The 24,545-nt window shown below is 35.8% G+C and carries 23 protein-coding genes; 1 reads left to right on the top strand and 22 read right to left on the bottom strand.

The genetic code is table 11. From position 1 onward, the window contains the following. Positions 1-6: 6 nt before the first annotated feature. The 19 genes from sigG to G532_RS0100990 form a co-directional block, all read right to left on the bottom strand. Entirely contained in the window at positions 7-789 is a 783-nt protein-coding gene (gene sigG / locus G532_RS0101080; protein WP_027963112.1) for an RNA polymerase sporulation sigma factor SigG, read from the bottom strand. Between the two features lie 96 nt (positions 790-885). Next, a complete protein-coding gene (gene sigE, locus G532_RS0101075) occupies positions 886-1,605 on the bottom strand; it encodes an RNA polymerase sporulation sigma factor SigE (protein ID WP_027963111.1) in 720 nt (239 codons plus the stop codon). Next, positions 1,602-2,519 carry a sigma-E processing peptidase SpoIIGA gene (gene spoIIGA, locus G532_RS0101070; protein WP_027963110.1) on the bottom strand — a complete coding sequence of 306 codons (918 nt, stop codon included), beginning with the start codon at positions 2,517-2,519 and terminating at the stop codon, positions 1,602-1,604. Before spoIIGA ends, sigE begins: the two co-directional genes overlap by 4 nt. A 133-nt stretch (positions 2,520-2,652) precedes the next feature. Beyond that, on the bottom strand, positions 2,653-3,780 hold the full coding sequence (gene ftsZ / locus G532_RS0101065; RefSeq protein ID WP_027963109.1) for a cell division protein FtsZ: 1,128 nt from the start codon (positions 3,778-3,780) through the stop codon (positions 2,653-2,655). Between the two features lie 60 nt (positions 3,781-3,840). Next, complete coding sequence (gene ftsA / locus G532_RS0101060) at positions 3,841-5,160, bottom strand: cell division protein FtsA (RefSeq protein ID WP_027963108.1); 1,320 nt, start codon at positions 5,158-5,160, stop codon at positions 3,841-3,843. A gap of 141 nt (positions 5,161-5,301) precedes the next feature. Then, positions 5,302-6,105 (bottom strand): cell division protein FtsQ/DivIB, encoded by an 804-nt coding sequence (locus tag G532_RS0101055; protein WP_027963107.1) that lies wholly within the window; start codon positions 6,103-6,105, stop codon positions 5,302-5,304. 219 nt (positions 6,106-6,324) lie between these two features. Beyond that, the gene (gene spoVE / locus G532_RS0101050; protein ID WP_027963106.1) at positions 6,325-7,431 is read right to left on the bottom strand and encodes a stage V sporulation protein E; all 1,107 of its coding nucleotides are present in this window, start codon (positions 7,429-7,431) and stop codon (positions 6,325-6,327) included. 56 nt (positions 7,432-7,487) lie between these two features. Then, positions 7,488-8,834: a UDP-N-acetylmuramoyl-L-alanine--D-glutamate ligase gene (murD, locus tag G532_RS0101045; protein WP_027963105.1), complete on the bottom strand. Its 1,347-nt coding sequence runs from the start codon at positions 8,832-8,834 to the stop codon at positions 7,488-7,490. After that, a complete protein-coding gene (mraY, locus tag G532_RS0101040; protein ID WP_027963104.1) occupies positions 8,834-9,817 on the bottom strand; it encodes a phospho-N-acetylmuramoyl-pentapeptide-transferase in 984 nt (327 codons plus the stop codon). Before mraY ends, murD begins: the two co-directional genes overlap by 1 nt. 21 nt (positions 9,818-9,838) lie before the next feature. After that, positions 9,839-11,191, bottom strand: coding sequence for a UDP-N-acetylmuramoyl-tripeptide--D-alanyl-D-alanine ligase (locus tag G532_RS0101035; RefSeq protein ID WP_027963103.1), 1,353 nt, complete (start codon positions 11,189-11,191; stop codon positions 9,839-9,841). Positions 11,192-11,195: 4 nt separating this feature from the next. Continuing rightward, positions 11,196-12,662: a UDP-N-acetylmuramoyl-L-alanyl-D-glutamate--2,6-diaminopimelate ligase gene (locus G532_RS0101030; protein ID WP_027963102.1), complete on the bottom strand. Its 1,467-nt coding sequence runs from the start codon at positions 12,660-12,662 to the stop codon at positions 11,196-11,198. Positions 12,663-12,861: 199 nt separating this feature from the next. Beyond that, complete coding sequence (locus tag G532_RS0101025; RefSeq protein WP_027963101.1) at positions 12,862-14,787, bottom strand: stage V sporulation protein D; 1,926 nt, start codon at positions 14,785-14,787, stop codon at positions 12,862-12,864. A gap of 75 nt (positions 14,788-14,862) precedes the next feature. Next, entirely contained in the window at positions 14,863-17,103 is a 2,241-nt protein-coding gene (locus tag G532_RS0101020) for a penicillin-binding protein (RefSeq protein ID WP_027963100.1), read from the bottom strand. Positions 17,104-17,115: 12 nt separating this feature from the next. Continuing rightward, the gene (ftsL, locus tag G532_RS0101015; protein WP_027963099.1) at positions 17,116-17,493 is read right to left on the bottom strand and encodes a cell division protein FtsL; all 378 of its coding nucleotides are present in this window, start codon (positions 17,491-17,493) and stop codon (positions 17,116-17,118) included. Positions 17,494-17,495: 2 nt separating this feature from the next. Beyond that, the gene (gene rsmH / locus G532_RS0101010) at positions 17,496-18,470 is read right to left on the bottom strand and encodes a 16S rRNA (cytosine(1402)-N(4))-methyltransferase RsmH (RefSeq protein WP_027963098.1); all 975 of its coding nucleotides are present in this window, start codon (positions 18,468-18,470) and stop codon (positions 17,496-17,498) included. 17 nt (positions 18,471-18,487) lie between these two features. After that, positions 18,488-18,919 (bottom strand): division/cell wall cluster transcriptional repressor MraZ, encoded by a 432-nt coding sequence (gene mraZ, locus G532_RS0101005; protein WP_027963097.1) that lies wholly within the window; start codon positions 18,917-18,919, stop codon positions 18,488-18,490. A gap of 174 nt (positions 18,920-19,093) precedes the next feature. Further along, positions 19,094-20,725 (bottom strand): bacillithiol biosynthesis cysteine-adding enzyme BshC, encoded by a 1,632-nt coding sequence (gene bshC / locus G532_RS14545; RefSeq protein ID WP_035512343.1) that lies wholly within the window; start codon positions 20,723-20,725, stop codon positions 19,094-19,096. 115 nt (positions 20,726-20,840) lie between these two features. Next, entirely contained in the window at positions 20,841-21,209 is a 369-nt protein-coding gene (locus G532_RS0100995) for a DUF3397 domain-containing protein (RefSeq protein ID WP_027963096.1), read from the bottom strand. Continuing rightward, positions 21,206-22,090 (bottom strand): 2-dehydropantoate 2-reductase, encoded by an 885-nt coding sequence (locus G532_RS0100990; RefSeq protein ID WP_027963095.1) that lies wholly within the window; start codon positions 22,088-22,090, stop codon positions 21,206-21,208. Before G532_RS0100990 ends, G532_RS0100995 begins: the two co-directional genes overlap by 4 nt. 169 nt (positions 22,091-22,259) lie before the next feature. Between G532_RS0100990 and G532_RS0100985 the strand changes: the two genes are divergently transcribed. Beyond that, positions 22,260-22,736 carry an N-acetyltransferase gene (locus G532_RS0100985; protein ID WP_027963094.1) on the top strand — a complete coding sequence of 159 codons (477 nt, stop codon included), beginning with the start codon at positions 22,260-22,262 and terminating at the stop codon, positions 22,734-22,736. A gap of 45 nt (positions 22,737-22,781) precedes the next feature. Here G532_RS0100985 and G532_RS0100980 read toward each other — a convergent pair whose 3' ends face one another. The 3 genes from G532_RS0100980 to G532_RS0100970 all read right to left on the bottom strand — a co-directional run bounded on the left by G532_RS0100980 (position 22,782) and on the right by G532_RS0100970 (position 24,444). After that, entirely contained in the window at positions 22,782-23,540 is a 759-nt protein-coding gene (locus tag G532_RS0100980) for an enoyl-CoA hydratase/isomerase family protein (RefSeq protein WP_169513888.1), read from the bottom strand. 125 nt (positions 23,541-23,665) lie between these two features. Then, on the bottom strand, positions 23,666-23,839 hold the full coding sequence (rpmF, locus tag G532_RS0100975) for a 50S ribosomal protein L32 (RefSeq protein WP_027963092.1): 174 nt from the start codon (positions 23,837-23,839) through the stop codon (positions 23,666-23,668). Between the two features lie 56 nt (positions 23,840-23,895). Then, positions 23,896-24,444 (bottom strand): YceD family protein, encoded by a 549-nt coding sequence (locus tag G532_RS0100970; protein WP_027963091.1) that lies wholly within the window; start codon positions 24,442-24,444, stop codon positions 23,896-23,898. Positions 24,445-24,545: the final 101 nt, after the last annotated feature.

Raw genomic sequence — 24,545 nt, 5'->3', positions numbered from 1 at the left:
AAACTTTTATGAATCTAAAACACTTTTATTCATTTCTTTCATTGCAGACTTCTCCAGCCGTGAGACTTGAGCTTGTGAAATTCCAATTTCATCTGCCACTTCCATTTGTGTCTTCCCTTCAAAAAAACGCTGATTAATAATTAATCTTTCTCGGTCATTAAGCAATTTCAGACCTTCTTGAATCGCTAAGTCATTCACCCAGGAAGTGTCTTTTTCTTTATCATCTTTTATTTGATCCATGACAAAAATAGGATCAGATCCATCATTATAAATCGGTTCAAACAATGAAACTGGATCCTGGATAGCATCTAAAGCAAAGACTATTTCTTCATAAGTAGCTTCCATTTCATTTGCGATCTCTTTCATTGTTGGTTCAACTGACTTCCTACTCATTAGCTCTTCTCTTACTTGCAAAGCTTTATAAGCGATGTCCCTCAAAGATCTGGATACTCTAATCGGGTTATTATCTCTTAAGTACCTTCTTATTTCACCAATGATCATTGGCACTGCATACGTAGAAAATCTAACATTTTGACTCAAATCGAAATTATCAATTGACTTCATTAACCCGATACAACCTACTTGAAACAAATCATCAACATTTTCTCCACGATGATTAAATCTTTTTATTACGCTTAAAACTAATCGCAAATTCCCATTTACAAGTTCCTCACGTGCTAAGTCATTGCCAGCCTGGTATTGTTTAAATAACAGCTTCATTTCTTCATTTTTTAAGACTGGTAATTTTGATGTATCTACTCCGCATATTTCTACTTTATTTCGTGTCATGTTTGGCCCTCCCACATGGAGTTAATGTCTATCTCAGTTTCTCCAATGTGGAAGTTTTTATTCGATTATTTGACGAAGTTTATAATATTATAAGGTTTATACCATTTTCTTAAATTCTCTTTTTAACCGTTTAATTATCTTTTTTTCTAGTCTAGAAATGTATGATTGCGATATGCCTAAAAGGTCAGCAACATCCTTCTGAGTGTGTTCTTCATCACCAGTCAATCCAAAACGCATCTCCATAATTTGCTTCTCTCTTCCGTTTAACGAACTTAATGCAGAACGAAGCAGATTCTTATCTACATTTTCTTCAATACCTTTTGTTATTAAATCATTTTCAGTACCCAATACATCGGATAATAATAGTTCGTTTCCATCCCAATCTACGTTTAGTGGTTCATCAAAAGATACCTCTGTTTTTCTTTTGTTATTCCTTCTTAAGTACATAAGAATTTCATTTTCGATACACCTAGAAGCGTAAGTAGCTAGTTTGATTTTCTTTTCAGGGTTGAATGTATTTACTGCTTTAATTAACCCAATGGAACCAATACTAATAAGGTCCTCAATATGAATTCCTGTATTCTCAAATTTTTTGGCAATGTATACTACTAGGCGCAAGTTATGTTCTATTAAGATTGATTTAGCAGCTTGATCTCCCTTTGCTACTCGTTCAAGCACATCCCGTTCATCATCCTTAGACAGAGGTGCAGGTAAAGCTTCACTCCCACCAATATAATAAATTTCGTCATGTTTTAAACCTAATACATTTTTAATCTTGTAAAGAATCCGTTGAACCCAATTTAAGATAACACTCACGACTTCTCCCCCTTTATTGATTCTTGTACAGAAAGTTTTGTGGATTGAATAAGATGTGGATGTAACAGACAATCATAGCTAGAAGTTGTAGAAAACTTCCCATCATGTAAGCCCACATAAATCTTCTTAGTTTCTAAGTCATGTGTATGATGCAGAATAACCTTGTCCAGTAAGAGAACAGTAAGTTTGTTTTCCCTACCGCCAGCATGTTGAAAAGGAACGATTTGAAAGCTGTGATCTCTTATCGAATTTAGATCTTGGTAGTCTTTAATTTGTTCAAATTGATTTGTTAACTTCTCTCCAAACCATAATTGAAAAGTTTTTCGGTTCATAAGAATCACTGGCCGTTTATTCAGTGGATGCCTCAGTTCATTTCCCGTGTCCATATAACCTTTTACTTTAGCTGTGATTCCTTTATAAAATAAACTAACGAAAATGACCTGATCCATTTTTGTTTGCTGAATAGTTAACTTATTTAAATGGGACTTAGTAAGAAAATAGATCATAGGAAAAAGGATTAATACAGTTGCCCAGCTAAAAGGATTACCAAAACGATTATCATGTGTTAAAAACATTAAATGATCAGAGTATAGAAAAGATAGTGCGAATATCCCTCCCCCAATAGTAAAGTTAATAAAATAAAAGCATACGTACTGAAAACATAATTGCTTGACTGAATGAAACGAAAAGGCGATTAAAATAATAAATACAGAATATACCAACTTAAATAAAAATGACTCAATAAATGCAAAAGATACATACAAGCTTAATGGCACGTAAATAGATGCAAAAAGTGCTGCTAACACTATTCGCTTTTTAGAAAATGGAACTCTTAGGGCCCAACCAACTAAAAGTAAAATCATCCAATCAAATAGGAAATTTAGTAACCACACTAGATCTGTATATACATGCATGTAACAAATCCCTTTGTAAAATTAATTTTTTGCTTATATTTAGTATAAAAAAAGAAGCCTAAGAAACATGTCAGTTTCTTGGCTTCTTAGACTTCTATTTTTGTGAAAATTTGTCCGATTCTACTTGTTAAAATTATTGGTTTCGATTTCTGTTACGTAAAAATGTTGGAATATCTAATGCGTCTTCTTCAAAGTTTGAACGCTTTTCTTGTTGTGGTTGTTCTTGTTGTTTTGGCTGACTAGCAGAGCTATTCGTCATTGGGCGTTGTGGCTGTGCTTGTTGTTGAGGGCTGCTTTGAGAACTAGATGCCTCATCAAACCCTGTAGCAATAACAGTCACGACTATTTCTTCATTTAAACTTTCATTAATTACTGAACCAAAAATTACGTTTACTTCTTGATCAGCTGCCGAAGTAACAATTTCAGCTGCCTCTTGAACTTCATAAAGACTTAAGTTTTGGCCACCAGAAATATTCATAAGTACTCCATGAGCACCATCGATTGATGTTTCAAGTAATGGTGAAGAGATTGCTTTTTTAGCTGCTTCTGCCGCTCTACTTTCTCCAGTAGCAATACCGATTCCCATTAGAGCAGAGCCCTTGTCTGACATTATTGTTTTTACGTCAGCAAAGTCCACGTTGATTAAACCTGGAACTGCGATTAAATCAGAAATACCTTGTACACCCTGTCGTAAAACATTATCTGCTTCACGGAATGCTTCTAACATTGGGGTATTTTTATCCACAAGCTCTAGTAAACGATCGTTTGGTATAACGATTAATGTATCAACACTTTCTTTTAATGAATCCACACCTGATGTTGCCTGTGTAGAACGCTTTCTTCCTTCAAATAGGAATGGTCTTGTTACTACACCTACTGTAAGTGCACCAACATCTTTTGCAACCTGGGCAATGACAGGGGCTGCACCAGTACCAGTACCTCCACCCATTCCTGCAGTTACAAACACCATATCCGCGCCATGTAAGGCTTCTTCGATTATTTCTTTACTTTCCTCAGCAGCTTTTTTCCCTACTTCAGGATTAGCACCGGCTCCAAGTCCTCGAGTCAGTTTTTCACCTATTTGAAGTTTCGTATCTGCTTTGGATAAGTTTAGTGCTTGGGCATCAGTATTTACTGCAATAAATTCAACGCCTTGCACACCATGTTCGATCATACGATTAACGGCGTTAGAACCACCGCCACCACAGCCAATTACTTTAATTGTTGCTAGTTGATCTGTATTTGCTTCAAAATCTAACATATTCGTTCCTCCTAATTCTTTATTCCTTTACGAGTCACCTCTGGAAGGAAACGTGCGAAATTAATCAAAGAAATAATTTTGTATTTTTTTCATGAAGTTCTCTTCATTCTCTGGTTTTTCTCTTTTTTTGCGTTGTTCTTTCTCTTTTTTAGGCTCTTGTTCTTTCGTTACATTTTTCGTTTTTGTTTTCGTTTTTGTGGCTTGACCCACATGGTGAGATTGAACTCCACCAGTATAAGCTTTCCCTTGTATTTTCGCATTTCGATATGCGAATTGCAAGATACCTAAGCCAACAGAAAAATTTGGTTCTCTCACACCGATATGAGTTGGAACAGAAATCCGCACATTCGATTGGAAAACTTCTTTAGCAAGATCATTCGCACCTGGAGTGTTCATAACTCCACCTGTAAGTACATACCCACCTGGCAAGACTGGATAACCCATTTTCCTAAACTCTTGAAGCGCAAAATGATAAATTTCATCTAATCTTGCTTCCATCACTTCTGCAAGTTGTACTTGGTTAAAGACTTGCTTTTCATTAGTACCGATCGTTGTAACTTCAAACGTATGGTCTTCAATAGCAGCGTTTAAATAGGTGTGTCCGAAATCACATTTAACTTTTTCTGCTTCTTCTGTCGTCGTTTTTAATCCAATGGAAAGGTCTTTTGTGATATTATCCCCACCAAGTGGCAGAACTGCAGTGGATGCTAAATGGCCATCCGCAAATACAGAAATCGTTGTGCTTCCAGCTCCTATATTCACTAAACCAACGCCTAAATTCTTCTCATCTTTTGACAAAGCTACTTCACCCGCTGCTAACGGTTGAAGACAAATGTCCTCTACTTCTATTCCGGCACGTTCTACACACTTTAAGATGTTATGTAAATTCGTTTTCCCACAAGTAACTAAAGTTCCTTGCATTTCTAAACGAACACCAATCATCCCACGTGGATCAGATATTTCGTCCTGTCCATCAACAATAAATTGTTGAGGGATTACATCTACGATTTCTCTTTCAGGAGGGATAGACATAACTTGAGATGCCTCAATCACTCGATTTATATCTTCATCACCAATTTCTCTCGTATCACTTGAAACGGCAACCACGCCATGACAATTCTGTAATTGTACATGGTCTCCATTTATTCCTACAATTACGCGCTTAATCTCTGTATCCACCATTCGCTCCGCCTGATCAATTGCACTTTGAATCGCATGCACTGTTTGATCAATATCAACGATGGCTCCTTTTTTCATACCTTTCGATTCTGCACTACCAACACCAATAACATTTAAGGTGTCATTTGAAACTTCTCCGATAATTACTTTTACTTTAGATGTTCCGATGTCTAAACTTACTAGAATTTCACTTCGGTTCATTTTTGCACCTCCGCAAGAGCTGTAATTCATTTACTATATTTATTATAAGATTAATAGTTTGTTATCATTCTTTAATTACTTCCATACGATGAAGGTAAATACCTGCTTTTTAGCTAATATTTCTCCAAATTTCTACAAATTTTATTCAGAATCTTCTTCGAGTTCTAGCTCGGTTGCTTCATTTTCAACTTCTTCCCCATTTTCAAAAGGGACGAAGTATGCACCTACATCAATGTAAATAACTCCATCTTGAGAGGTATCAAGCTGAGACACAATGGAAGGATACACTTCCATTTTTGATGCAAAATTATGGATTGTTGCAACAACTTCTTGACCATCAATTGTATAGATCCTTATACGATCAGAGTTTACCTCATCTGGTGTCCAGTAAACTTCAGAAATCAAGTAATGGACAGATTCAGGTAAAAGAGATAATTGCTCCGCCAATGAAGTTAAGTGCTGCTCCTCAGTGAATTCGTGAATTAATGGTGCATCACTTCGGGGTCGATTCAATTCAACGTTTTGCAACCGTTCTCCGTTTTGAAGTATTGGATAATATACCTCATCAACTTGTTGGTAAGCCACTCGTTTATATTCAGATACTTCAATAGCAATCGTATTATACCATTGTCTACTTACATTAACCATTTCTAATTCAGGGTGTTCTTCGACTTTTGCTTCTATGTCACTAGTGCTGATTTCAAAAATAGATTCGTCAAATTGTAGTTCCGTTAATTCAACTATTTGATCTTCGGAAACAACTTCATTCCCATCCACTTGTACGGATTGTATATGGGCAAGAGAAGACTGCATATATACAATAACAATGATGAAAAGGACAATAATTGTTAAGTAAACAAAAAAGCGCCGATTTTTCTTCTTCTTTCTTGCTTGCTTTAACTTGGGAATTCTGTTTTCAATGGAAACTATTTTTTCATCTGCCATTCCTTTCGTTACTCCTTATAACAAGCACTTCATATCCTTATATCAACTAAAATTTAATTATTGATTGAAAAAATGTGATTATTCCATCATTATATCATATTTAAAGCGTGAAATAATAAGGTATTTTGTTCTAATTTCAAGGTTATAAAGAATCTTGCATCATTTGATTTTTGTTTCTATAAATTTTTAACTTTAATTAATCTTCAGATAAAGCTTAACTTACTTTATTATTTTCGCATAACGACTAATATTTAACAATATTCCTAAGGAAACTAATGTGATTGTTAAGGAGGACCCTCCATAACTAATAAGGGGAAGTGTAATGCCCGTTACTGGAATCAACCCGATTACCACGCTAATATTAATCATTACTTGAATTGCGATCATGCCGGTAATACCTAAAGCCAATAAAGATGCTGATAGTTCTGGAGAATGAACGCTTATGATAAACCCCCGCCATACTACTACTAAGAATAAAAAGAGAATAAAAGCTCCGCCGATCAATCCTAATTCTTCAGCAATAATAGAAAAGATAAAATCAGTTTGTGGTTCGGGTAGATAGAAATATTTCTGCATACTATTCCCATAACCAAGCCCTAACAAACCCCCAGGCCCAATTGCATACAAAGACTGTATAATTTGAAATCCATCACCAAGTGGATCTTCCCAAGGATTCAAGAAAGCATAGATTCTATTAATTCTATAAGGTGCGGAAATAATTAAATATGTAAACCCTAAAACACCCAGTGCACCTAAAAAGAGAAAGTGACTTAACTTTGCACCAGCTACAAATAGCATTAACATACCAGTGCCAACTAAAACTACACCCGTCCCTAAATCCGGTTGCAGCATTATAATTGCGAAGGGGATAACAATTAAAGTAAGTACCCTTCCAAAGCCTTTATAAAACATATGTAGTTCAGATTGAATTTTTGGTAAAAAGGATGCAAGGAATATAATCATTCCAATTTTCATAAATTCACTGGGCTGTATACTAAAGGCGCCAACTCCGATCCAGCTTCTAGCACCACCTCTTACCATACCCACTCCAGGAATTAATACGGCAATTAAAATGATAAGGCATAGCACATAAATCCAAATACTTTGCTTTTGCCATTTATAATATGGAATCTTACTAGTAACGTATAATGCAACTATTCCAACAGTTAGAAATATCGCTTGACGCTTCAGGTAAAATGTTTCGTCTGCAAACTTATACTCTGACCAAATGGATGAAGCACTATAAACCATTACAAGGCCAATAAACAAAAGGGATAGAATTGCAGTTAATAATATATAATCCATTCTAAACTTATTATTTTCCATAAAAAAAGACCCCTCACTTCGATTGGAAGTTTAGGGCTATGTAAGACAAGCCCCTACTAGAGCTTATGCACAAGGTTAATAAACATGTCACCTCGTGCTTCAAAAGTAGGAAACTGATCCCAGCTCGCACATGCCGGGGATAGTAATATAATATCTTCAGAAGCACTAATCTGATATGCGCGCTCCGTTGCTTCTTGTAAATTTGTAAATGAGGAGACATTTGTAAAGTTAGCTCGCTTTGCTGCCTCAATAAGTTTAGGGGCCGATTCACCATAGACTACTAATGCTTTTAAATGTTCAGCGTTTTTAAATAAATCATCGAAATCGTTCCCACGATCTAATCCACCTGCAATTAAGATTGTTGATTCATTAAAAGACGCAATTGCTTTAGAAGTCGCTAAGATATTGGTTGCCTTTGAATCATTATAAAACTTTCTTCCATGCTTTTCACAAACAAACTGTAAACGATGTTCCACCCCATAAAAAGTTTTTAGAACTTTTTTTATTACTCGGTTTTCCACATTTAATTGTTTGGCAGCTCCTATACTAGCCAGTATATTTTCCAAATTATGATCACCTGGCAAAGCTATTTCACTACGGTTGATCAACAACTCTTGTTTGTAATACACTTTATCATCTTTACAATAGGCTCCATTTTCCAACTCATTTATAGTCGAAAAAGGAAGTTGAGTTACCGTTTCATTTACAGGAATCGAACGCACGGTAGCATCCTCGTTATTGTAGATTAATAGATCTCCTGCCTGTTGATTTTGTACGATTTTATATTTTGACTCAACGTAATCAGATTTCGTCTTATGATAATCTAAATGAGCTTCTGTGATATTTAAAACAATTGAGATGGCCGGTTTTAATCGACTAATCGATTTTAATTGGAAAGAAGATAATTCCATCACAACTGGTTGTCCCGGTTTTTGTTTACGACACACTGTAGAAGCAACTTCCCCGATGTTTCCTGCAATAATTGGAGCCTGTCCTGCTTCTTTTAATAATTCAAAAATAAGTTTCGTAGTAGTAGTTTTACCGTTTGTACCGGTAATAGCAATAACCGGCCCTTCGATAAGGTAAGAGGCCAACTCAATTTCAGTAATTATAGGAATATCCCTTTTCATTGCTTCTTCTATAATTACATTGTCATAAGGGATCCCTGGATTTTTAATTACTAAGTCTACACCATCTAGAACTGATAATGGATGAGACCCAGTAACAACATCAATTCCCTTTTCGCTAAAATGCTGAGCGATTTCATTTTCTTCTAATGGAGTCTGATCATTAATTAAAAATGAAAGGTTACTATCATTTAATAAATTTGCTGCGCTTTCTCCACTTTTAGCTAAACCTAGCACTAACGAATGCTTATATGGGAAATTTGTTAATGTTTTCACTACATCCACACCTCAATATAAATACCTAGGCCCGCACAAATTATACCAACTAACCAAAAAGTAATAACTACTCGCCATTCTGACCATCCAATTAGTTCATAATGGTGATGAAGTGGGCTCATCTTAAATACTCTTTTTCCTGTCGTTTTATAAGAAATCACTTGAATCATTACTGATAATGTCTCAATAACGAAAACTCCACCGATAATTACTAATAATATTTCTAATTTCATTAGAATAGCTATGGTAGCTAAAGCAGCTCCTAACGCTAGTGATCCGGTGTCGCCCATGAATATTCGTGCTGGATTCTTATTAAATACTAAAAAGCCAAGTAAAGCACCAACGACTGCAAAGGTAAATACTAAAACAGATGTAGGTAACTCTAACGTAGTACCAATAATACCGAATGCAGCAAACGCAACAGAAGCAGTACCGGCAACTAAACCATCTAATCCATCAGTTAAATTGACCGCATTAGAAGCCCCAACTAACATTACCAATATAAATAACGCGTAGAACCAACCAAATTCTAGATCGAGGTTTGTTCCAGGAATACCTACTGCAGTATTAAACCCTTGGCTTTGTAAGATGAAATAAACAATAACAGCAATAACTAACTGTCCAAGCATTTTTTGTTTAGATGTAAGACCTAGATTTCTCTTTTTTACAATTTTGATGAAGTCGTCTAAAAAGCCGATTAGGCCATATCCGAACAGTACAAATAATAAAACAAATGCTTCTCGGTTAAATGAATCGATCCCATAACCAAATAAAGTAACAATCGTTGTAATAATAACTGCTACTATAATCATTACTCCGCCCATCGTAGGCGTACCCGATTTTGCTTGGTGAGATTCAGGACCTTCTTTTCTTATGCTTTGACCGAATTTCAGACGTTGTAATAACGGAATAGATATTGGTGCGATAATTAAGGTTATAGCAAATGCAATTGCTATTGTTAATAGGATTGCTAATAAAGACAAAATCAATTCTTCCTCTCTTCACTAAGATGTTTGCACTTTTTCTAATAATTGTTCGAATTTCATTCCTCTTGATGCTTTAAGTAAAATAACTGTGCCTTCATCTAAATAGCCAGTTAAGGCATCCATTAAATCATCTAATGTTGAAAAATACCTATGGTCACCTGTGAAATGGCTACCTAATGCATCATGAATATATTTAGCATCCTTTCCGTGAGTTAACACGACATCAATAGAATCATCTATTACATGTGCAACCTTCTCGTGCTCCTGTTTAGAAAATGAGCCTAATTCAAAGATGTCACCCAGAATTAATACTTTTCTCTTCGCCTTCATTTGTTTTACCACCTCAATGGAAGCCTTCATTGAAGTTGCAGAAGCATTATAAGCATCATTAATCACTAATGCACCACTGTCTGTCTTTATCTGTTCGAAGCGCATGGATGGTAATTGTAGTGCAGACAAAGCAGTTTGTATTTCTTTAGGGTTTATGGACAATTCCTTCCCAACAGCAAATACAAAAGCTGCATTTTTAGCTTGATGCGTACCTAATAACGGAATGAAAAATGGCTCTCCATTGATCAAAAAAGAGGTTTGTTTATCTGAGATTTTTACTTGGTCAACTGTATAATCATTTGAAGCTTCCATTCCGCATGTAACAGTTCTCAATAAATGCTGTTGTTGTAATAAAGGTTCGTCGCCATCAATTATTAATAGTCCGTCTTTTAACAATCCACTTGTAATTTCTAACTTAGCTTTTGCAATACCTTTTCTACTACCTAAATATTCTATGTGCGATTCTCCAATGTTAGTAATAATTGCAATATTAGGTTGTGCAATCTTAGACAGAGTTTCAATCTCACCAAAATTACTCATACCCATTTCAAGTACAAGAATTTCTGTATCTTCATCCATCGCCATAATGGATAAAGGTAGCCCGATATGATTGTTTAAATTACCTTCTGTTTTTTCAACTTTCATAAAATTGCTTAATGTAGAAGCTACCATTTCTTTCGTGGTAGTCTTACCATTCGAACCTGTTATCCCAATTACATAAGGATTTACTTCTTGTCTATATGCTAAAGCTAGCTCTTGTAATGCCTTAATAGTATCTTCAACGATATATAAGGTGAATGAGTCAGGTAAGTCTTCTGGTATTGGCTCATCTTGATCCCACAAGCTTGCTACTGCTCCATTTTCGTATGCCTGTAGAATGAAATCGTGTGCATTAAATCGCTCTCCCTTAATAGGTACGAACAAACCATTTTTCAATGACTCGCGGCTGTCTGTATAAACCCTTTCAATAGACAGGTTATTATTAAAATTTCCTTTTACATTTGGGAATTGTTTCTTTAAGAAAGAGGTCGAGATTTTCATATTGTTACTCCTTTAAATTACTATTTATTGCTTCTAATGCAGTTTCACGGTCATCAAAATGGTGTTTAATCCCATTTATCTCTTGATAGGTTTCATGACCTTTACCGGCAATTAAAATGATATCTCCTTCATCTGCCTCACCAATCACTGCATTAATTGCATCTTTCCTATTCTCTATTACTTCATAATGAGTTTGAGTTAACCCATCTGTCATATCTTCTAAAATAGTAGCTGGTTCTTCTGACCTCGGATTATCCGAAGTAAACACCACATAGTCACTATATTCCATCGCTATGTTTGCCATTTTAGGTCGTTTGGAACGGTCACGATCCCCTCCACAGCCTACAATAGTAATAACGCGGTTTTCCTTTAACTCTTCAATCGAAAGAAGTACGTTTTCCAATGAATCCGGAGTGTGAGCATAGTCAACAATAACCGTATATGGTGCTTCTGATTTTACTGCTTCAAATCTACCTGGAACACCCTTTACTGCTTCTAATGCTTCTTGAATAGTAGAAGTCGATACATTATCACTAACTGCAACTCCTACTGCTGCAAGCATATTATAAACATTGAATTTACCTGTCAGATTCGTTTCCACGGAAAAGTTCCCGTTGGAAGTATTTATATCAAATACTAACCCACGAGGTGATAAATGAATATTTGTAGCACTTACTAACGCATTAGAATCGATCCCATAACTGATCACAGGGTGTGAAGTAGCCCTTTCCATCATTCGACTATAAGGGGAATCAGCGTTAACAATCGCGGATTTTTCATCTGAAAATTTATTTCCTAACTGAGCAAATAATAATGATTTAGCGTATGCATATTCATCCATATCTTTATGATAATCTAAATGATCTTGAGATAAATTTGTAAAACAAACACGATTAAAGTCAACGCCATACACACGACCAAGACTTAATGCGTGTGAAGACACTTCCATGATTACGGTATCAACGTTTTGATTCACCATTTTCCGTAGGTTTTTATGCAAGAATAAAGCATCTGGAGTAGTATTTGCTACAGGATAAGTGTCATCACCAATCTTCATTTCTATCGTTCCAATTACTGCTGTCTTCTTACCTGCTTTAGTGTATATTTCATCTAGAAGATAGGTTAGAGTTGTTTTTCCATTGGTACCTGTAACACCTATAATGTTTAGTTCGTTGCTAGGAGAATCGTAAAAAGCATCAGCTAAAATAGCTAACGCTTTAATTGTGTCTGCAACTTGAATAACAGGGACAGAAGCGGAAATTGGCTTTTGAGAAACAATTGCTACAGCACCATTGTTTATAGCATCTTCAACAAATTCATGTCCATCCACAGTAAAACCTTCTAAACACACAAATAAAGCTCCATTTTCTACTTCCCTTGAGTTCATTTCAATGGACTCTATTGTTATACCATCTATGCTACCTTGCATATGGTAATGTTTAATTTTCTTTGATAAATCAGTTAGTAACATAAATAATCGATCCTTCCACATCCACGTTGATCGTGGTATGACAAAATAATGACTTTATCGTTTTCTTGTTATATTAAATTACTCTGATGAAAAACTTGTTTCCTTTAAAACTATAAATGTGACACATAATTATTTTTAATAAAACTATCTATATTATAGCAAACATACTAAGAGAAAACGAAATTAAAATAAAAATTTATCACTCGTCACCCATATACACTCTAACTGTTGACCCTGTTTCAACCTTCACACCAGGGGCTGGCGTTTGGGAGATTACCTGTTCTCCTTCACCTTCTACATCAATTTGAATATTAGTTAAGTACTGTTGAAGCTGAGAAGGTGTTTCTCCTATTAAATCAGGAACATCAACTTCTGGCAGTTCGGGCCATTGGTATTCTTTATCTAAACCGTCTTCTCGTAACGGTACGTCTAGATACCGTAAACTATCCCCAATTATTCTACCGCCAATTGGACTAGCCACTACACCACCAAACTGAATGGTGTTTTGTGGATTATCAATAGCGACATACACTAATAACTCAGGGTCATCCGCTGGGGCAAACCCAATAAATGAAACGATATGTTCATTTTCGGAATACCCACCACTCGGGCCAACTTTTTGAGCTGTACCTGTTTTTCCTCCAACTCGATATCCATTTACATAAGCACCTCTACCAGTTCCCTGAGCCACCACATTTTCAAGTGCTCCTCTTACAAGTTCTGAGGTTTGATTAGAAATTACTTGACGCTTAAATTTTGAGTGATCACTTCTGGAACTTGTTTCCTTAGAACTATTTTCTTCACCTTTTACAACAGATGGCTCATATAAATATCCACCGTTTATTGCTGCAGCTACTGCACTTACTTGTTGAATTGGAGTAACCGACACCCCTTGACCAAATGCGGTGGTCGCTAATTCTACCGGACCAATTTGTTCATCTGAAAACATAATACCAGTACTTTCTCCTTGTAAATCAATACCTGTTTTTTCCCCAAACCCATACGTTTCTATATATTCAAATAAGCGGTCCTTACCAAGCATTTGACCCAGATTCACAAAACCTGGGTTACATGAATGCTGAACCACCTCAAGATAAGTTTGTTGACCATGTCCACCTTTATGCCAACATCTTAACCTAGACCCTCCAACACGAACATACCCTTTGTCGTAGTATGTATCTTCTTCTAAATCAATAAGGTTTTCTTCCAATGCAGCAGATAGTGTAATGATTTTAAAGGTGGACCCCGGCTCAAAGGTACTAAATACAGGTAAGTTTCGGTTATAAACCTCCGGCGATTCTAATTGGTAGTTAGCAGGGTCAAAAGTTGGCCTACTTGACATAGCAAGTACTTCTCCATTATTAGGATCCATGACAATGGCGAGTGCCTGATCAGGATTGTAAGTAGCCATCGCTTGATCAAGTTCCCTCTCAACAATTGCTTGTATACTTGCGTCAATCGTCAATTGAAGGTCCTCTCCATCTTCTGGCGGATTATAAATATTAGACATCTCAGTTAACCTTCTACCTTTAGCATCTGAATAAAAAGATAACGCCCCTGAATCTCCGGCTAGTACATCTTCATACTGAGCTTCTAATCCCATCAAGCCCTGATTATCGATACCTGTAAAACCCAATACATGAGCTAAATTCTCTCCATAGGGATATTCCCTTTCGGAGTCATGAGCGAGGTATAATCCTGGCAGGTTTAACTCTCTAATTTGATTAGCTTGTTCTCTTGATAGTTTCCTTCCCTCAGGATGAATCATTTCAACAGACGCTTCATTGGTTAAATGATTTACCAATTTTTCTCTATCAACATCTAAAATGTTTAATAACGCGTCTGTTGTATCTTCAACATTTACGATTTGCCTGGGAACAATAGCTAAACTTGGAGCGACTTGATTATCAACTAATACTTCCCCGTTCCGATCGACAATTTTTCCTCGGTCCGGTTGAAAAGGTATATCTCTGCTCCAAAGGTTTTCAGCCCTTGCTGTTATATCACTACCCGTAATTAATTGAACATAACCTAACTTAAAGAACATAATTAAAAAATAAATCGAAATCAAAAAGAAAACAGCGATCATTCGCTTTCGCACTGTAACATTCGTTATACGTTTCATAACATCTCTCCTTAACTAGTTATGCTCGTATTAACCGTATGAAATAGCGATAACAAATAGACCACTGTCCTCTATTTAATTCATTTCATTATCTATATTTTCTTCCTCTTCTTCTACATCCTGACCTTCATCTGATTCCTCATCTTCAGATTCTTTAGCGTCTCTGATTTCTTCTTTTGTTTTCAATTCAACTACTAGCACTTGGTCATCGTTAATGGTAACTCCTGGTTGAATGCTTTGTTCTGTGACAAATCCACTACCGACATAATCAATGGATAAATTGGTCAATTGACCTAATGCCAACACTTCCCGTAACGTCCAATCAGACACATCTGGCATGGATGTTTCTCCATCAGTTAATAGTAAGATCCTCTGATTCGTAAGCACTCCAGAACCAGATGGAGGGTTTGTCGCTTTTACTTCATCCCCATTACCTAGTACTTCTACGTCAAACCCAAGTTCTTGTAATTGTTGCTCAGCTTGCTCAGTAGAAGCACCTATAAGGTCCGGTATTTCTGCTTGATTTACATGGCGTTCTCCTTCTTGATCTGGATTCACATCTAAATAATGCAAGCTGTTTTCCATCACTGTGCGATAAATGTAAGAGGTAGATATTGAACCTTCTGAATAATGGTCAATATCCGGTTGTTTAACTGCCACGTATAACATAAGCTCAGGGTCATCTTCAGGAGCCATTCCTAAGAAGGAAAATACGTAATTCTCTGAACCAGTCATATACCCACCAGATTCCGGGTCTGGAATTTGAGCCGTTCCAGTTTTTCCGAATGTAGAGAAATTCTCTAATTCAAATCGATTAGCCGTTCCTTCATCTTCCGTCACAGAAGATGCTAATAATCGTTTTACTTCTTCTGCTGTTTCTGGACTAATTGGTTCTCCAACACTTTCTGGTTGATTGTTCTCAAGCACATTTCCAGATTCAGAATCTACTACACTAGAAATAACATAAGGTTTTACCATTTCGCCATCATTGGCAATGGAAGTTGCTGCTTTCATTAATTGAATTGGAGAAACGGTTGTCCCTTGGCCGAATGAAGTTGTTATTTGCTCCATTGCATATTGATATTGAATACTTCCTCGTCTTTCTCCAGATAAGTCTATCCCGGTACGACGATCAAAATGAAAATCTTCTAAATAATCATGAAAACGCTCTGGACCTAATTGCTCCCATAAGATTTTGGCAAAACCAACATTAGAGGAACGTTGAACACCTTCATCATACGTTATTTCACCCCAACCACTAGTTTCGTAGTCATGTATATAACGGTAGTTTTCATTTATTCTAAAACGTCCAGATGTAAAAGTGTCTTGCCCATTATAAACACCCTCTTCAATTGCAGCAGCTAAAGTGAAAATTTTCATTGTAGAACCCGGTTCAAATGGATAGGAAATCACATCATTGTACCAGTTCTCTATATTTTCTCTTGTATTAGGGTTAAAGTTCGGACGATTACTCATCGCTAAGATTTCACCAGTTTTAGGATCCATGACTGCTGCCATGATTCTCTCAGGTTCGTACATTTCATCTACAGAAGTTAATGCATCTTCTAAAAATGTCTGGATCTTTTGATCAATAGTTAAATATACATTATCTCCGTCACTAGGTGGTTGTACTACTTCTTCTGCATTTAACAATTTATACCCATACTTATCTCTTTGATAGCTAATATGTCCAGGAATACCTGTTAATGCTTCATCAAATTCCAATTCAACTCCAAATGAGCCTTGGGGTTGGTCTTCACCATCTTCCGTAAACCCTATAACTTGTGAGGCGTACATTCCATTTGGATAATAGCGCTGTGTACTTTCCTCAAAATTAATTCCGCTCAATTCAAGATCTTGGATTTCCCCTACTGTTTCTTCATTCAATTCACTTCCGCTATTTCCAAACTCTACTTGAAATCGATCATTGTCTATTCCACTTCTAATCGTTTCTTCGATTTCAGAAACTTCCATGTCTAGAATAGGTGCAATAGCAGAAGCGACTTCAGACGGGTCTTCGACATGAAGCGCTCGAGGTGAATTCTCCGAGTATTCTTCGTCAAGAATTGCATACATCGTATAAACAGGACGATTATCGGCTAGAACCATTCCGGATCGGTCAAAAATTTTACCTCGTTCAGCTTCCAATGTTCCGTTAGCTTCACGATAAGTTTCTGCATAACTAACTAAGTCGACCGATTGTACTTCACCTGTTACATGGATGTACATAAATCGACCGACGATAATAGCAAAAATTAATGAGAATATGGAAACTACAAATAATAGCATTAAACCTTGTTTATTAAATCTTTTCATGTAACTCCCGCCTTATGGAGTGTTATTTGCTTGCTTCACTTGTGCGTGACGAATATTCAAACCATTTTCCTCCGCTATAGTTAATATTCTATTTGGATTACTTAATTCCTGCACTTCCGCTTGTAAAGTTACATTTTTGGACTGAACCTCTTGAACTTCAGCATTTAAGTTTTGCATATCTCGATTTAACGAATCTACAGAAGAAGAATAACTTACTACAAATGTAGCTACAATAGCCATAATAGATACACCTGCTGTATAAAGTACTTTTTCCCCTTTCGTAAACCACGTAGATTTCTTTGGTGTTGGTTGGATCGTAGGTTCTTCTTGTCTTCTTGGTATGTGATGAGGATTTTCAGTTTGATGAGCTCTGATTCTTTCAATAGCCATTATTAGTGACCCCTTTCAGTTAATCCATATTTTTCGTCCCATTCTGTAACCTTTTCTACTACTCTTAACTTAGCTGACCTTGAACGGCGATTTTCATCTAATTCTGCTTCTGAAGCAATCAAAGGCTTCTTAGTTATCATTTTAAATGGCGGCTGTACTTCATCCGGCATTAATGGAATTTCTTTAGGTACCTCAGGTGGTGTGCTCCACTTCTTCATCGATTGTTTACAAATTCGATCTTCTAAAGAATGAAAAGTAATGACCGCTAACCTACCTCCAACGTTTAATTCTCTTGCAGATTGCTGTAAAGCTTTTTCAAAAACAGTAAGCTCGTCGTTCACTGCGATCCGAATTGCTTGAAAAATTCTTTTAGCAGGATGGCCTCCTTTACGTCTAGCGAAAGCAGGTATGGCCTCCTTGATTATATCTACAAGCTCGAAGGTTGTTTGAATCGGCTTTTCTTCGCGTTTCTTTTCTATCCCTCTTGCAACTTGTTTTGAGAATTTTTCTTCCCCATATCGGAAAAAAATTCGAACTAGATCTTCATACGCCCATTCATTCACTACATGAAAGGCACTAACTTCTGCGGTTTGATCCATTCGCATATCTAATGGAGCATCTTGGTGAAAGCTAAAACCTCTTTCCCCTTCGTCTAATTGAGGGGATGACACTCCTAAATCAAAGACAATCCCATCTACACCATCTATTTGTAATCGATTTAGTTCGTTTTCTAATTCAACAAAATTATTGTGTACAAATATCACTCTATTTTCATATTCTTTAAGAACTTCTTTTGCATATTCGATTGCTGTCTGGTCCTGATCAAAGGCAATTAGACGTCCCTGGTCATTTAGTTGTTTTACGACATTTTTCGCATGACCACCACCGCCAAGTGTACAATCCACATAGGTGCCGTTTTCTTTAATGTTTAATCCTTTAATTACTTCTTCATTTAAAACACTATAATGATCAAACATTTCAGCACCTCACTGTTCTATATATCAAAATCCATCATGTTTTCAGCAATTTCAGCAAAAGAGTCTTCAGATTCTTCCACATAAGCATCCCATTGTTCTTTATCCCATAATTCCACTCGATTGGATACGCCAATAACGACACACTCTTTATCTAATGTCGCATAGTTGCGTAAAGGGGACGGGACATTAATTCTTCCTTGCTTGTCTATTTCACATTCAATAGCCCCTGAAAAGAAGAACCTTGTAAATGCCCTAGCATCCTTCTTTGTTAACGGTAGCTTTTTAAGTTTTTCTTCTAAAATTTTCCACTCGTCCAAAGGATAAGCAAATAAACATTTATCTAAACCTCTTGTTAAGACAAATGTTTGACCTAACCCTTCCCGAAACTTAGATGGGACGATCAGGCGCCCTTTAGTGTCTATATTGTGTTGAAATTCTCCCATGAACATAGACGTCGCCTACCTTTTCATTCAGTTTACCACATCCCTCCACTTCCTACCACTCAATATTTAGAAAAAATAAAAAAAATGCATTTAGCCCTATAGCTAAATGCATTATAAACCTTGATATATCAACATATTTGTTAAATATATTTTTTGTGGGGAATAGTGGGGACAAAGTGGTTACAAGATGATGATTTGATGATCTTGCTCCCACTTTGGTGGAATCTTTGTGAGATCTGACGGTAAACTTAGCCCATAATCATTTAACCAATAAAGAATATTCCACACTCGTTCTTGTAATCCATCTTTAGGATGATACCTTACATTTAATTGTTCGAATCGATCAATCACTTCTTTATTTTTTCTTTTTAATTCCGTATTCATTCGCTTTTCTAAGAAATCAACTTCTTGCTCTATGCGTTTCAAATTAGTAGATGCTAAAGCAGACATATCAGAGGAAATATCTTCCGCAGCTTCTTGCACCGGTTTATGTGATTGGTTGATACTCTTTTTAAATTGATTCAGTAATTCTTCTAATGGTGGCGCAGTTTGTCTCTTTAACCAATTCAACTGAAAAGGGTAACTGCCATTATTAATTAATTCTTCAAAGGATAACCCGTATCGCTTCAAATACAATTCATCTGATTTACTCATCAACGTAAAAGATAAACGTGGGGTCACTATTGGCAGTTCTAAAGATAAACTAGAAAATGCTGATTTGAACGTTGACCAATAAGATATCTCACCAGGTCCACCGACAAAAGCAAGAACAGGAAATAAAAACTCTTGCATAATTGGTCTAGAAACTACATTATTACTTAACAAATAAGGTTGATTTTCTGAAATCTCTATTAATTCTTGTTTCGTAAACTTAAATTCTAAATCCTTTGTTTGAAAGTTACCTTCTTCATTCACTTCCAGTATCAGACGATTGCCTTCCTTGTCATGATAAAATAAATGTGCATCATTACTAGATACATCTAAGGCTACTTGATAACCTTTGTTTTCAAGTTCATTTAAATCATTTACTACTCCTGTAGCAATTTCATGTTGATTTTGTATTATTTCATTGAAATAAGATGATTCGATTTCCCTTACTTCCTTCGCGTTAGCATCGAAGAGCAGTAAACCTTCTTCTTCAAACATTTTATTTATTATAATTCCAAAGAAATCTACATACGTCTCACTCTGTTTTGCAGCATCGAAAAATAATTCTTGTAAGTGATGAGTATTTTCTGTTTCCTGCAAACTAACTAAAATTTCATTTAACCACTGGTTTATGTCTTCTGGCAATTTACGATCGGAAATAGAACGCTTATCACTCATTAAGTCTTCATCATTTATTGAAAACTTCTCTAGATCATCATCTGTTGATTTGTAGATATGGTTAATTTCAGAGAAATCATGATCTTCACTTGCAATCCAAAAAACAGGTATAACCGGTTTGTTTAAGTACGACTCTTGTTCTTTTGCAAGTTTAATGATCGAAACAATTTTATGAATAGTATAAGCAGGACCTGTGAGTAGGCCGGCTTGTTGACCAGCAATTATCACTGTGGACTCGTCTTGAAGAAGTTTATTCAAACTTACATCTGTCGCATCAGAGGAACCGAACCTCTCTTGCTGTAATTTAATGATGTCTACAAGTTTTTCTCGCTGATAATTATTCTTCATCAACGATTGATGTCTCACATGAAAACTTTTTATTTGAAAGGGATCGTAATCAAAATGGGAATAAATTAGTTCCTCCCTATTACGATAATCGTGCATTAATTTTGTTTGGTTATTTAAAGTAGCTGCATGTCCTATCATCCGGCGACCTTCCTTTTCTCTATCTAAAGACTATGAAATTTATGTTTTATAAAATAGAAATATATTAGAACATTCTTATTGTATCGAAAATGAAACAGACTTTCACTTTATCTGTTTATGTAAGTTCTAAATAGATTGCTAGAGTCATTAATACTAGATACCCTAAAGAGAGCAATATAAAGCTTCCTCGCCAAACAATTCTAAATGCCCTAAACAAGTAGATTTCCTCTTCATTTCTCCATTGAATAGTAAGTACTATGGCTATGGAAACCATATATGCCAATACTGATTCCCATAAAATAGAATAATCAAATAACATAAAAACCAAACCATTTACCGAAATTAAAAATAAAACACATGTCCAATCGGCAGCGATTTTTGTGGATCGAGTTGCTTTATTGGTTATTTTTTTAACAACTATAAATAATAAAAAGAATGTTAAAAAAGGTATAGTTGCTAAATAAGCAATCACAGTAGTAATCATGACAACATGTATTCTCCTTTTAATTTTTCTTTTGCATGAACCATCTTGACTACCCATTCATGACTAGGTAAAAGTACATGATCAGGATTATGATCAATAAGATATCCATTCATATGATCTATTTCTGTTGGATTTCCGTTCATTATATCGCTTAACATGGATGATATATTTTCAGATGTGTTTCTACATACTCTTAAAACCTCATCCCACATTTCATCAAGATTCATATGTAACACCATACATGCTTCTTCTGTTAACTTATATGCAATTCCCTTCATTTCAGGTACTAGTATAGCACCATTCTTAACATGAAAAATTGCCGTTAATGGGTTCACCACACAGTTCACAACCAACTTGCGATACAAAATCCGCTCTAGATTTGGTTCATGAGAAATGGGAAATTGTTCTGAGTTTAGTCGGCTTAATACGTTATCTTTTTCCTCTAAAGCATTTACACCACCGACTGAAAAATTAATTTCTCCTTGTCCATGATGGAGGATCGTATAATCAGATTTTCTCTCTACACCGTGATCGCATGTACCGATATACACTTGGCTTGGTATTTTTTTCACTTTCTCAATATGGCCCATTCCATTTTGTACAAATAATATCGTCTTATTTGATAGTAAGCACAACTGTTCAATCACTTCGTCTATATTATGTTGTTTTGTTGCTACAATAATTAAATCATGTGATGTGATATTTGGGAACATGGCCGCTTTAACTTTTACTGAAGTTCCATTATAAATTATTCCATAATCGTTGATTAATTTATATTGAGATTCTCGTTTCACATAGCATGTAACTTCATGTCCTTGCTGTGAAAACTTTGCAGCTATTAGCATGCCGACTGCTCCTGCTCCAATTACCCCAATGTTCATTATAAAATCCCCCTCACGATCACATGTCTATTTAAATCTTTAAACCCACCCTTTATTCTATTAAATCATAACAAGATAATCCACCATTCGTTTTATTCTAAGTAAGTTCATTTGCAGTTCCGGTTTTTTATACTATAATTATGGACAGACGTATGAAGGAGGAAGAGAAATGGCTGTAAAAGTAGAACCTTTACTAATTAACTTCAAAACATTAGAAGAATTTAAAAAGTTTAAAGAGTACGGCATCCAGGAGCTTTCTATGCTTGAAGAATTAGAAAATAATATGATCGAAAATAATAGTGAATCCCCATTTTATGGAATCTATTTTGGAGATGAATTAGTTGCTAGAATGAGTCTATATCGTGTTGGACAAAAGTATGATCACTATTTCGAACCACCTCAAGACTTTCTCCAATTATGGAAATTAGAAGTTCTTGAAAGTTATCGTGAGAACGGCTACGGTGAACTACTTGTTTCTTTTGCTAAGGAATTTAACTTACCGATCAAAACAAATGCACGCGTGAATTCTCATGGCTTTTGGGAAAAGATGGGCTTCCAACCAGCTACGTATGAAATGGAACGTGACTTCGGAGAAAATCCATTTATATGGCTACCTCAAGGCGCGAGAGAAAAAACAGAAGATTAATCAGATGTTCATCCGAACGATTCATATAGAATCTGTTCGGATTTTTTATTTCTTAAAGAAGTTTTTGACTGCCACCTTATGTTCTTCACTTACCCATAACTTACTGCACGCTCTTACCTCTTCATTCATTTGATCTTTCAATTCATTAAGATTTAAAGACCTTAACCATTGTGACTTCCAATGCCTTAGTTGTTGATTACTCCTTTGAGTAAAAGGTCGAAGTAAAATGTTTGTAACATCTATTTCAGCGTCCTCCATTATCTCTTGGGCAAAGCCAGCTGAGTGTAACTCTTCTGCACTTTTAATCCCTGCTTCGATCAACCAATAAAATGCTATTTGGGCTTCGATTCTTTTATATAATAAAGTTCCCCCTCCCCAACCAGTCGCAATACCTAATTGACCTTGGGTGAAGCCATAACTTGAGTCAGGTCTCACAAATCGAAAATCACAAGCTGAAGCAATTTCCATACCACCACCACGCGCACTGCCATTCATCCAAGCAATGGTTGGAATTGGTAAGGTGAATAACTTCCACAAAACATGCTGCATGGAAGAAAGCAGTGTATAAGCCTCTTCTTCAGACATATCCCCATGAAATTCATTTAAATCACCACCTGCACAAAAAGCCTGATTACCGCTACCATTTATGATTAATAATCTTGTGGATGGACTAGCAATTATTTCATCTAAACATCTGTCTAACAATGCAATCACATCGGAGGAAATAGCATTCCTTTTCTCAGGTCTATTTATAGTAAGTACGGAATATTTTTCATAATGTCTTAAGACTACTTTATTACTCAAAAAATTACCTTCTTCCATTAAAGTTATATAACCAGATGCCTGGTTTAGTATGTATGATTTTAATTAGACATGCTTCATTCTATGTATAAAAAAAGATGCCTCCAATAGAGACATCCATTTCAAAATTACTGTTCAACAACTTCTTTCCCGTTGTAATGCCCACATGATTTACAGACGTGGTGTTGTTTTACGTGATCCCCACAATTTTTACATTCTACCAAACCTGGTAACGAAAGCTTTTTGTGCGTACGACGCTGGCGCTTAACTTTTTTAGAAGTTTTTCTCTTTGGTACTGCCATGTGTTACACCTCCCTTAAATTAAAAACAATCCTCTTCCACTAGGGAATCAAACTTATCATTCGTTATTATTAAAATAATCCTTTAATGACGAAAGTCGAGGATCCACTTTTTCTTTTGATTCTTCTTCAAATTTTTCATGTTGAATTGCTTCCTGCTCTAGATAAGTATCTTCTTCCAAAACAGTAAACCCTTCTTGTTCAGGTACAACATCTTCAATTTGAGTATCATTACTGAATACACGAAGTGGTACTTCCAATAGAATATTTTCCTTGATATAAGGCATTAAGTCAAGGACTTCTCGGTCAACAAAATGAATTTCTTCTTCTTCTGATGCTTTATAGCTCGCAGTAGTAAATTGTTCATAGACTTCAACTTCAAATGGATAGGGCACATCCACTAATGTTCGAGCACACGGCAAGACCATCGTCCCCTTTATTCGAATGCGGAAATGGTATAGATCTTTGTCTACATTTGCATCTCCATTTACATTCACTTCTCCAATATGGCGGATATCATTATCCATCTGTTCAAGCTCTGACACGTCCACTGTTTCCGAGAAAGAATAAGGCTCATTTACCTTTATTCGTTGTAATGCAATTTTCATTATAATCACCTCAAGGCAACAAGAGTTATTTTAAAAGGAAAAACTACTTTTGTCAACATTTTTTCTTAACAGCAAGATAGCATGAAACTCTATTATATAAT

The organism is Halalkalibacillus halophilus DSM 18494, from assembly GCF_000423105.1.
Classification (GTDB): Bacteria; Bacillota; Bacilli; order Bacillales; family Alkalibacillaceae; genus Halalkalibacillus; species Halalkalibacillus halophilus.
This window is presented reverse-complemented; position numbering and strand designations above follow the sequence as displayed.

Excerpts from the sequence above, each read along its gene's own strand:
- sigG (WP_027963112.1), bottom strand. The coding sequence starts at position 789 with ATGACACGAAATAAAGTAGAAATATGCGGAGTAGATACATCAAAATTA.
- spoIIGA (WP_027963110.1), bottom strand. The coding sequence starts at position 2,519 with ATGCATGTATATACAGATCTAGTGTGGTTACTAAATTTCCTATTTGAT.
- ftsZ (WP_027963109.1), bottom strand. The coding sequence starts at position 3,780 with ATGTTAGATTTTGAAGCAAATACAGATCAACTAGCAACAATTAAAGTA.
- ftsA (WP_027963108.1), bottom strand. The coding sequence starts at position 5,160 with ATGAACCGAAGTGAAATTCTAGTAAGTTTAGACATCGGAACATCTAAA.
- G532_RS0101055 (WP_027963107.1), bottom strand. The coding sequence starts at position 6,105 with ATGGCAGATGAAAAAATAGTTTCCATTGAAAACAGAATTCCCAAGTTA.
- spoVE (WP_027963106.1), bottom strand. The coding sequence starts at position 7,431 with ATGGAAAATAATAAGTTTAGAATGGATTATATATTATTAACTGCAATT.
- G532_RS0101035 (WP_027963103.1), bottom strand. The coding sequence starts at position 11,191 with ATGAAAATCTCGACCTCTTTCTTAAAGAAACAATTCCCAAATGTAAAA.
- G532_RS0101030 (WP_027963102.1), bottom strand. The coding sequence starts at position 12,662 with ATGTTACTAACTGATTTATCAAAGAAAATTAAACATTACCATATGCAA.
- G532_RS0101025 (WP_027963101.1), bottom strand. The coding sequence starts at position 14,787 with ATGAAACGTATAACGAATGTTACAGTGCGAAAGCGAATGATCGCTGTT.
- G532_RS0101020 (WP_027963100.1), bottom strand. The coding sequence starts at position 17,103 with ATGAAAAGATTTAATAAACAAGGTTTAATGCTATTATTTGTAGTTTCC.
- ftsL (WP_027963099.1), bottom strand. The coding sequence starts at position 17,493 with ATGGCTATTGAAAGAATCAGAGCTCATCAAACTGAAAATCCTCATCAC.
- rsmH (WP_027963098.1), bottom strand. The coding sequence starts at position 18,470 with ATGTTTGATCATTATAGTGTTTTAAATGAAGAAGTAATTAAAGGATTA.
- mraZ (WP_027963097.1), bottom strand. The coding sequence starts at position 18,919 with ATGTTCATGGGAGAATTTCAACACAATATAGACACTAAAGGGCGCCTG.
- bshC (WP_035512343.1), bottom strand. The coding sequence starts at position 20,725 with ATGATAGGACATGCAGCTACTTTAAATAACCAAACAAAATTAATGCAC.
- G532_RS0100995 (WP_027963096.1), bottom strand. The coding sequence starts at position 21,209 with ATGATTACTACTGTGATTGCTTATTTAGCAACTATACCTTTTTTAACA.
- G532_RS0100990 (WP_027963095.1), bottom strand. The coding sequence starts at position 22,090 with ATGAACATTGGGGTAATTGGAGCAGGAGCAGTCGGCATGCTAATAGCT.
- G532_RS0100985 (WP_027963094.1), top strand. The coding sequence starts at position 22,260 with ATGGCTGTAAAAGTAGAACCTTTACTAATTAACTTCAAAACATTAGAA.
- rpmF (WP_027963092.1), bottom strand. The coding sequence starts at position 23,839 with ATGGCAGTACCAAAGAGAAAAACTTCTAAAAAAGTTAAGCGCCAGCGT.
- G532_RS0100970 (WP_027963091.1), bottom strand. The coding sequence starts at position 24,444 with ATGAAAATTGCATTACAACGAATAAAGGTAAATGAGCCTTATTCTTTC.